Origin of the sequence: Actinoalloteichus spitiensis RMV-1378, assembly GCF_000239155.1 — a bacterium.
Lineage (GTDB): Bacteria > Actinomycetota > Actinomycetes > Mycobacteriales > Pseudonocardiaceae > Actinoalloteichus_B > Actinoalloteichus_B spitiensis.
The window spans coordinates 1-9,065 of the sequence record NZ_AGVX02000316.1 but is presented as its reverse complement, the minus strand read 5'-3'; the positions used below and the strand labels follow the sequence as shown (position 1 = coordinate 9,065).

The window sequence follows — 9,065 nt, the reverse complement described above, 5'->3', positions numbered from 1 at the left end:
CCCCCCCCCCCCCCCCTGCCGCTCCGGTGCCGGCGAGCTGCTCATGCCCTGCGGCCGCTGTCGCCAGGTGCTCTACGAACTCGGTGGTCCCGAGTGCCTGGTGGACACCCCGGACGGGGTGCTGCCGATGACGCGGGTGCTGCCGGCGGCCTTCGGCCCGGCCGACCTGCCCGCCAGCTGAGGCCGCGGGCTGGCCCCGCCCCGCCCGGGGCCAGCCCGTGCCGGAGCCGGCACGACGACGCCCCGCACCGAACAGTGACCCAGAGCCAGGAGTCGAGATGACCGCAGCGCCGAGCGCCGTTGACGTGATCCGCGTGAAGCGGGACGGCGGCGAACTGACCGACGAGCAGATCGACTGGGTGATCGGCGCCTACAGCGCGGGTGGCGTCGCCGAGGAGCAGATGGCCGCCCTCGCGATGGCGATCCTGCTCAACGGGATGACGGCCCGGGAGACCGGCCGCTGGACGCGGGCGATCGTGCGGTCGGGGGAGCGGCTGGACCTGTCGGAGGTGGACCGGCCGACGGTCGACAAGCATTCGACGGGGGGTGTTGGCGACAAGATCACCCTGCCGTTGGCCCCGCTGGTGGCGACCTGCGGGGCGGCCGTTCCCCAGTTGTCCGGGCGCGGCCTCGGCCACACCGGCGGCACCCTGGACAAACTGGAGTCCATCCCCGGGTGGCGGGCGCGGCTGACGACCCCGGAGATCGTCGCCCAGCTGAACTCCGTCGGCGCGGTCGTCTGCGCGCCCACCGAGGGGCTGGCGCCGGCCGACCGCAAGCTGTACGCGCTGCGCGACGTCACGGGAACCGTCGAGTCCATTCCGCTGATCGCCGGGTCGATCATGGGGAAGAAGGTCGCGGAGGGAGCGGACGGCCTCGTGCTCGACGTCAAGGTCGGATCCGGCGCCTTCATGAAGAACGAGGACCGGGCGAGGGAGCTCGCCGCCACCCTGGTGTCCATCGGTGAACACCACGACATGGCCGTGAGCGCGTTGCTGACCGACATGTCCACCCCGCTGGGAACCACTGTTGGCAACGCCCTCGAGGTCGCCGAGGCGGTGGACGTGCTGCGCGGTGGGGGGCCCGCCGACGTCGTCGAACTCACGGTGGCACTGGCCACCGAGATGCTCCGGCTGGCCGGCATCGCCCCCACCGGGGCCACCGACCCCGCAGTCGTCCTCTCCTCCGGCGCCGCGTACGAGACGTGGTGCCGGATGATCCGTGCGCAGGGCGGCGACCCGGACGCCCCCCTACCGACCGCCGCGCACACCCGCACCGTCACCGCCGTCGAGGACGGTGTCCTGACGGCCGTGGACGCCTACCAGGTCGGGATGGCCGCCTGGCGGCTCGGTGCCGGCCGCGCCCGGAAGGAGGACGCCGTGCAGTTCGGCGCGGGAGTCCGACTGCTGGCCAGGCCCGGCGACCGTGTCCGCCGGGGCGACCCGCTGTTCGAGCTGAGCACTGACACCCCGGAGGCGTTCCCCGGCGCGGTGGCCGAGCTGGCGAGCGCGGTGCGCACCGGGGAGTCGGCGGACGAGGCGCACCCCCTCGTGCTGGACGTGGTGCGCGGAGGCTGACTCCGCTCCCGCCGTGTCCTCGACCCGCCGCCCGGGGTGGCCCCTCCCCGGTCAGCCCTGGTCGCGGCTGACCCGGCCCCGCTCGCGTTCGGCGCTCAGCCTGCGCAGCAGCACCTCGAAGGGGCCTCGTCGGCCGGCTCTGCGCAGGAGGTCGGCGATGACGAGCCCCAACACCCACACCGCGAGCCCGACCAGCACCGAGGTCGCGACGTCGATGTGCCGCCCGAGGTTCATCGTGGCGGGGTTGAACAGGGCGAACCAGACGACCGACTGCAGCAGGTAGCAGGTCATGGACCGTTCGCCCGACGCCGCGAGCGCCGTGACGACCGGTCCTCGGCGGTCGCCGAGGCGGGTGGCGACCAGGGCGATCAGCGCCGCGTAGCCCAGTCCCCCCGCGACCCCGGTCGTCGAGTGCAGCGCGAAGGCGGCGGTGGACGCGAGGCTGGAGGGGTCCGTCCACAGCAGCGAGTGGACCAGGGCCAGGGGCAGACCGCCGACGGCGGCGGTGGTGATGCCGAGGAGGGCCGCTCCCCGCAGCAGGCCGAGGGAGCTCTCGGGGCGCTCCAGCAGGCCGCGGCGCGCCGCCCAGATCCCCACGAGGAACGGCGACAGCGACGTCACAGCGAAGAGCAGGGTGCTGACGGGCCAGCTCGCGAGCCGGATCGCCGCGTCGGTCAACGGGTCGACCGTCTCCATGGCGGCCGCGCCGGAACCAGTGGCGGCCATCGCACCGACGAAGGCCACCGAGTAGAGCGTGGAGCACACCACCAGGCACACGCCCGCCAGCCGGATCAGCGTGCGGTCACTCCACCGCAGGGCGCCGACGAAGACGAGGGCGAGCAGGCCGTAGGTGGCGAGGATGTCGCCGGGGAACAGCAGGACCGCGTGGAACAGCCCGAACAGGACCATCCACCACCCCCGCCGCCGGAGGGACCGGCGGACCCTCGGCCAGTCCCATCCGGTCACCGCGCGGTTCGCGGCGAGGCGGGCGAGGCCGTAGCCGAAGAGCGCCGCGAACATCGGGTAGCCGCGGCTGTCGGCGAACAGGGTGAGGACGGCGGCCGCCACCCGGTCGAGGGCCTCCCCGTGGGTGGGGTAGCCGCCGGGGAAATGGCTGTCCCCGCCGACCAGCATGTGGGCGTGGACCAGTGCGATCACGGCGAGCATGACGCCTCGGGCGAGGTCCGGCGCGAGGGACCTGAGGTGCGGCGGGGCAGCCGTGGGTGGAGGTCCGGACGAAGGGTCTGCGGCGGCGGGAACGGGCACGACGGGCTCCCCAGTGGACGTGGAGGATGGCGGGCGGAGCTGGACGACGGCGCTATGAAGATACGGACGCGTATCTAACTGCGATCATAGGATACGGTCGCGTATCCAATCAAGGAGGAGGTGTCGTGGGGGACCAGGGGGACCAGGAGGGGGCGGGGCGCACCCGCCGGCGGGGCGCTGCCCTCGTCGCCGCGATCCACGCGGCGGCGCTGGCCGAATTGACCGAGGTCGGGCTCGCCCGCATGACGATGGAAGGGGTGGCCCGCCGGGCCGGCGCCGCGAAGACCTCGCTCTACCGGCGGTGGCACTCCCCGCACGAACTGCTGTTGGACGCCATCCAGGTCACCTACCCGCAGGAGGTGGTGTCGGCGGCCGCGGACGACCTCCGGGGCGACCTCATCCGCGCGCTGGGTCGGTTGCGGGAGTGGATGGACACCGAGCAGGCCCGGGCCGTGGCCGCGATCATGATCGAGCGGGACCGGTACCCCGACCTCGTCGCGGCCCTGTTCGACCGGGTGTTCGACCCGGCCGGCGGTCGTGTCACCCGGGTCGTGCTGCGGCACTACGCCGAGCGAGGAGCGATCGACCCCGGCCGGCTGACGCCGGTGGTGACCGACATCGGAGAGGCGCTGGTGCTCAAGTTCGCCAACGACACCGGGCGGCTGCCCAGCGACGAGGAGCTGGCCAACATCGTCGACCAGGCCATCCTGCCGGCCGTCGGGATCCACCCCGGCTGGCCGGGGAAGGAGACCCCACCGGCTCCCGCGCCGGAGACCCGGCCTCGGTGACGGACGCCGCTCGGGAGGGGCGCCGCTCGGGAGGGGCGTCTCCGAGCGCGGGCGACCCCGGGTGGCGCCCCGCTGGCACCCGGGCACTCGCTGGCACCGGGGAGGACACCGCGGAGCGCTCGACGCCCGTGGTCCTCCCCGAGCACGGGCGGTGCGACCGCCCCCGCCGCTCCCCAGGAGGTCGTCGGTCTCCTGGGGGCAGCGCGGCCGGGAGCGCTCCTGGTCCTCGCCGCGTTGTCGCGCCCCGGCCCGCGCCGCCACCGCCCACCGGACACCGGTTTCGCCACCGGTTCCTCCTGCTCCGTGGCGTCCCAGCCCGTCCCGCCGGACACGTCGACAACTCCGGAACCACCACCGGGACCGGAACCACGCCTGGCGGACCGAACCTGCCAGCGGGTCCCGGCCCGCCCGCGAGCCCGAACCCGCTCACCCGGCCCCCCGCCGTCCGTGGCGCCGGGCGGGGCGCCCAGCGCGGGTGTCGGACCGGCTGGGGCGACCTGACCGGGGCGGCGGGACGAGCGGGGGTCGGGGAACGTCGGCTCCTGCCGCCACCCCACCCACCGTCGCCGTCCCCGCCCCGCCGACACCCGCTGCCGCCACCGCGGTCGATCCGGTCGCCACCGCTCCCCGCCGCGCCGACCGCCGGCGTCGTTGTCGGTGCGGGCGATCCACCCGTCGGCGACCGGTGATCGCCGGAGCGTCGAGGGGAGCGGGCAGTTCGGAGGGCGTGCCGGGACCGGCTGACCGCCGGGGCCGAGGTCGCTGCCGCCAGCCCCTGGCGGCTCGCGAGCCGGTCGGGAGCGCCGGACCCGAGCGCGGTGGCCCCAGGAGCGCATCCCCTACCCCCGGTGTGGAGCGGGCTGGTCGGAGGCCAGCCACGAGGGAGGCGTGCGACGACAGGAGGGGTGGCCGCATGCGGCCACCCCTCCGTCAGCGTGACGTGGACTCAGGCGCTCTCGATGGCGTCCGCCTCGTCGCCCTTCTCCCCGTCGCGGCCCTTGCCGCCCTTGCGGGTGGCCCGGCGCTGCTGCCGGGGCAGCGGGGTGGGCGGTGGCGGCGGCGTGGGAGCCCCGCCCAGGATCAACTCGGCGAACGTGGCCATCGCCTCGTCGAGCTGGGTGGCGTTGCGCCGCTCGGACTCCGCGTTGGCCTCGCGCACCATGCTGTTCACCGCGCCGGTGTCCGGGCGGTCGGCCAGCGTGCTGTCGATCCGGTCGAGGTGGGTCTCGACGGCCCGGTTCAGCTCGGAGATCTTCGACAGGACGTCGGAGTCCACCTCGCGCAGACGGGTGTCCACGGCCTCGTTCAGTTCACCGATCCGGCCGAGGACGCTGTCGTCGACCTTCTCCACCCGGCTGTTGACGTCCTGCACACGGCGGGAGAGCTGTTCCAGGCGCTCGGCCAGGGCGTCCAACTTCTCGGTCGGGTCGACGGCCGGGCGCTCCAGCAGGCTGTCGAGCTTGCGCTGGACCTCGTCCCGCGTCTCGCGCAGCTGCTCGCCCAGGGTCTCGCGGCTGGTCTCCACGCTGGCGCGCACGGCCTCGGACGACGAGGTGACCTCGCCGCGCACGGTCTCCGCGGACTCCGTGACGTGCCGCTGGAGCGCGTCCTTGGTCCCGTCGAGGTGCTCGTGCACACCCTCGTCGACCTCGTCGATGCGGCTGCGCAGCGACAGCTCGAGGCCGTCCATCCGCTCCCGCACCGGGCCGTGCACGGCGGCGGGCATGTTCTCCAGCCGGGTGTCCTGCTTGTCCAGGTGCAGGCCCAGGTCGTCCAGGCGCTTGTGGATGTGGCCGAGGCGGTCCTCCAGGCCGTCCATCCGCCCCGCGACGCCGTCGAAACGGCCGGAGACCCCGTCGAGGCGACCGTCGAGCTGGGCGAACGGCTTCGCCAGCTTGTCCACCAGGCCGTCGACCGCGTGCAGCAGCCCCGAGATCGCCGCGTCCTGGGACTCCAGCTTCGACAGCGCCTCGTCCAGCCTCTCGGCGAGGACGCTGACCTCGGTGCGGTCGGGCAGTTCGGACAGTCGCTTGCGGACCGAGCCCAGCGACTCCAGGGGGGACAGTCGAGCGTGGATCTCGTCCAGCGCGTCGAAGACCTGTTGCTGCTCGCTGTCGCGGATCTCGGCCGCTCGCGTCAACATCGAGCGCATCCGGTCGAACGACAACGCTGAGTGGTTGTTCTCGTTCACGGCGTGGGTGACCTTCGTCAGGGGGCGGGGGCGACACAGCGAGCCTAACCAGTCGGTGGCGCTACCGGAAAGGACCCCCAGCGATAACGCGATTACTGGGTGTAGAGGACCGCGTCGTCACGGAGCGGTACCGCGACGACCTGCCTTCTTCGGTTGTGTCCTCAGTGTAGGGAATGCCCCCCGACGGATGGTGCTGCCCGCGCACGTGGCAGGCGCTAATGATCAACAGCTACGCGCCGTGTCTACCACGCGGAATCACCGCCAGCCAGCCACCACGCCGAGCGACCGCCGTTCGCGGAGGTGCCGGACCGGGCGGTGAGCGGATCGGGCGGCGGAGCTGGCCCCGGTGGCAGGGTGATGGACCATCAGCCACTCCTTCGAGGCACCACACAGGTCCGACCCAGCGACCTTCCCCTCGCCGTCGGCGACCAGGCTGATCTCACGGGGCGCGGGGCCGCTGGTCCACGCCGATACATTGGGGCCATGTCGACGCCGCTGACGTCGGAGAACCTCCGACTCGCCCCGAAAGTCGTGCTGCACGACCACCTCGACGGTGGTCTGCGGCCCCAGACCCTGATCGACCTCGCGAAGGAGACCGGGTACGAACGCCTCCCCAGCACGGACGCCGGCACCCTGGCGACCTGGTTCCGCGAGAGCGCGAACTCCGGTTCGCTGGAGCGCTACCTCGAGACCTTCGCGCACACCGTGGGCGTCATGCAGACCAGGGACGCCATCACCCGCATCGCCGCCGAGGCCGCCGAGGACCTTGCGGCGGACGGAGTCGTCTACGCGGAGGTGCGCTACGCGCCGGAACAGTCCCAGCAGAAGGGGCTGGGGCTCGACGAGATCGTGGAGGCCACCCAGGAGGGGTTCGCGCTCGGCGTGTCCCGTGCCGCCGCGGCCGGACGCACGATCCGGATCGGCACCCTGCTGTGCGGGATGCGCCAGGCGGACCGTTCGCAGGAGATCGCCGAACTCGCGGTCCGCCACCGGGACTCCGGGGTCGTCGGTTTCGACATCGCCGGCCCCGAGGCCGGTTTTCCCCCCACCCGGCAGCTCAGCACCTTCGAGTACCTCCGCCAGGAGAACATGCACTTCACCATCCACGCCGGCGAGTCCTTCGGGCTCCCGTCGGTGTGGGAGGCGGTGCAACGCTGCGGGACGGAGCGGCTCGGGCACGGGGTTCGCCTCGCCGACGACGTGACCGTGGGCGAGGACGGCTCGGTGAAGCTCGGCGAGGTCGCCTCCTACGTGCGCGACCGGCGGATCGCGCTGGAGATGTGCCCGTCGTCGAACCTCCAGACCGGTGCCGCCGCGTCCCTGGAGGAGCACCCGTTCCCCCTGCTGGCCGCGGAGCGGTTCCGGGTGACGGTCAACACCGACAACCGCCTGATGAGTGACTGCACGGTGTCGAGCGAGTTCGGGCTGCTCGTCGAGGCGTTCGACTACGGCTGGGAGGACGTGGAGCGCTTCACGCTGAACGCCGCCAAGGCCGCCTTCATCGACTACGAGGACCGCCGCAGCCTCATCGACGACGTCCTCGTCCCCGCCTACCGCGAGCTGGTCGGAGACGCCGGCTGACACGTCCGCTCCGGCACGGGCCGGAGCCGTGCGGAACGACGAGGGGGACGTCCGTCGCGGACGTCCCCCTCGGGTCCCGGTGGTGCTGGCGGATCAGCCCTCGTTGCGGTGCAGTCGCTCCTCGAAGCCGGCGACGAGGTCGCGCCAGGCCGCCTGTTCCTTCTCGTACGGCGGGCTCGGTGCGAGCCGGGTGGGGTCCGGGCGCAGCGCGAAGGACACCAGCCACCCCAGGCTGGTCGAGGGGGCCAGCGCCTCGGCGGCCGCGTCGTCCCCCGCCCAGTCGGCCGCGTCGGTGAGGAGTTCCACGGCGAGTTCCAGCTGGTTGGCGTCGATGCCCTCCGGGCCCTCGGCGAGTTCGTCGTCGAGCCCGACGAGGGTGTAGGTGTTGTCGCCGTCGACGTCCTCGATCACCAGCTCGCCCGCCGAGGACTTCGCGAGCACCTCCGGCCAGGTGGACACCTCGGCGAGGTCACCGCCCACGGCGGGCGTCTCGGTGGTGCCCTCGTCGGGAGTGGGGCCGGCGGAGCGGATGTGGGCCAGCAGGGCCTCGGTGGAGGGGAACACCTCGATGGTGCCCTCCGCCCCGAGGAAGACCGGCTCGTCGCCGAGGTAGCAGCGCAGGGTGTACCAGTCCCCGCTCGCGGTCACGATCCGGATCGGGTCGATCCCCACTTCGCGCCAGAATCCGAGTTCTCCCGGGTCGGCGTCCGGTTCGACACCGGCACCGGCCTCCTCGGCGGGGGCCAACTCGACCGAGGGGTCCTTGGGGGTCACCGGTTCCGACGCGTCGACGGTGACCTCCGCGTCCTCGTCCGACGACTCCTCGTCCTCGGAGGGGAGCTCGGCCGAGGCCCTGGCCACCGCCTCGGCGTCGACCTCGGGAGTCGCGACGACGCCGTCCACGGCGTCCAGCACCTCGTCCCACCGGCTGACGACCACCCGCGCCAGGTCGGTCCACAACCGTTCCCCGTCCCGGCCGGAGAACTGCACCGTGCCCTGGTCCAGCACGGAGAAGCCGGGGGAGGCGTCGAGCACCTCGTCGACGACGTCGAGTTCGCAGACCGCCGCGAGCGACCGGAGGATGGAGACGATGTCGGCCAGTTCACCCAGCACCCAGGTGTCCGGCTCCTGCGCGACGAGCTCCGGCACCCCGACCAGGTCGAACTGGTGGTCGGCGTCGGGCAGCAGCTCCCGTGCCGTCAGTTCGGGAACGACGTCCCACGCCGGGTGGTCCAGCAGGTCGTGGTCGGCGTCGGAACGGATGAAGGCCGCCAGCTGGGCACTGTCGGGGAAGAGGTAGAGGTCCTCCTCGTGCCCGAGGAACGCCTCCCACTCCTCGCCGTCCTCGCGCCAGCGAGGAGCCCACAGCGTCACCATGTCGCCCTGGGTGAGTCCGAGTTCGATCGGAACGATGTCCTGCGCCATCGGCTACCTTCCGGTGCGCCGGCCGCGGCTCCAACAGCGCAGCCGGGAACGTCTCGCCTCGCGGCAGCCTACGGGTTTCCCCCGCCCGTTCGCTCACCGGTCCGGGTGCCGGGTCCGGGAGGTCCGCCGTGGCGGTCCTGGCCGCGCGGGTCCTGCTCCGATGGGGGGAGCTGGGGTTGGGCCGGTTGGCCTGGCGGCGGCCATCCGCCCGCTCCAGGGCCGGCGGTGGGCCTCCCC

6 protein-coding genes and 1 pseudogene are annotated in these 9,065 nt (G+C 73.2%); 4 read left to right on the top strand and 3 right to left on the bottom strand.

Going from position 1 to position 9,065, the window contains the following annotated elements:
- A pseudogene (locus ACTIDRAF_RS28950) lies at positions 1–181 on the top strand (cytidine deaminase); the annotation flags it as partial.
- Positions 182–278: 97 nt separating this feature from the next.
- Positions 279–1,577 carry a thymidine phosphorylase gene (locus ACTIDRAF_RS0214480; protein ID WP_016699453.1) on the top strand — a complete coding sequence of 433 codons (1,299 nt, stop codon included), beginning with the start codon at positions 279–281 and terminating at the stop codon, positions 1,575–1,577.
- A gap of 51 nt (positions 1,578–1,628) precedes the next feature.
- Here ACTIDRAF_RS0214480 and ACTIDRAF_RS0214475 read toward each other — a convergent pair whose 3' ends face one another.
- Entirely contained in the window at positions 1,629–2,744 is a 1,116-nt protein-coding gene (locus ACTIDRAF_RS0214475; protein WP_016699452.1) for a DUF418 domain-containing protein, read from the bottom strand.
- Between the two features lie 224 nt (positions 2,745–2,968).
- Here ACTIDRAF_RS0214475 and ACTIDRAF_RS0214470 point away from each other — a divergent pair, with 224 nt between their 5' ends.
- Positions 2,969–3,631 carry a TetR/AcrR family transcriptional regulator gene (locus tag ACTIDRAF_RS0214470; RefSeq protein WP_016699451.1) on the top strand — a complete coding sequence of 221 codons (663 nt, stop codon included), beginning with the start codon at positions 2,969–2,971 and terminating at the stop codon, positions 3,629–3,631.
- Positions 3,632–4,577: 946 nt separating this feature from the next.
- Here the strand turns inward: ACTIDRAF_RS0214470 and ACTIDRAF_RS0214465 are convergent.
- On the bottom strand, positions 4,578–5,822 hold the full coding sequence (locus ACTIDRAF_RS0214465; RefSeq protein WP_016699450.1) for an apolipoprotein A1/A4/E domain-containing protein: 1,245 nt from the start codon (positions 5,820–5,822) through the stop codon (positions 4,578–4,580).
- A 483-nt stretch (positions 5,823–6,305) separates the two neighbouring features.
- Between ACTIDRAF_RS0214465 and ACTIDRAF_RS0214460 the strand changes: the two genes are divergently transcribed.
- A complete protein-coding gene (locus tag ACTIDRAF_RS0214460) occupies positions 6,306–7,403 on the top strand; it encodes an adenosine deaminase (protein WP_016699449.1) in 1,098 nt (365 codons plus the stop codon).
- 93 nt (positions 7,404–7,496) lie between these two features.
- Here ACTIDRAF_RS0214460 and ACTIDRAF_RS0214455 read toward each other — a convergent pair whose 3' ends face one another.
- Positions 7,497–8,828, bottom strand: coding sequence for a hypothetical protein (locus tag ACTIDRAF_RS0214455; protein ID WP_016699448.1), 1,332 nt, complete (start codon positions 8,826–8,828; stop codon positions 7,497–7,499).
- Between the last annotated feature and the right edge of the window lie 237 nt (positions 8,829–9,065).

What these genes read in the sequence shown, in the direction of transcription:
- ACTIDRAF_RS0214460 (WP_016699449.1), top strand. Translation starts at nt 6,306, where the DNA reads ATGTCGACGCCGCTGACGTCGGAGAACCTCCGACTCGCCCCGAAAGTC.
- ACTIDRAF_RS0214455 (WP_016699448.1), bottom strand. Translation starts at nt 8,828, where the DNA reads ATGGCGCAGGACATCGTTCCGATCGAACTCGGACTCACCCAGGGCGAC.
- ACTIDRAF_RS0214480 (WP_016699453.1), top strand. Translation starts at nt 279, where the DNA reads ATGACCGCAGCGCCGAGCGCCGTTGACGTGATCCGCGTGAAGCGGGAC.
- ACTIDRAF_RS0214475 (WP_016699452.1), bottom strand. Translation starts at nt 2,744, where the DNA reads ATGCTCGCCGTGATCGCACTGGTCCACGCCCACATGCTGGTCGGCGGG.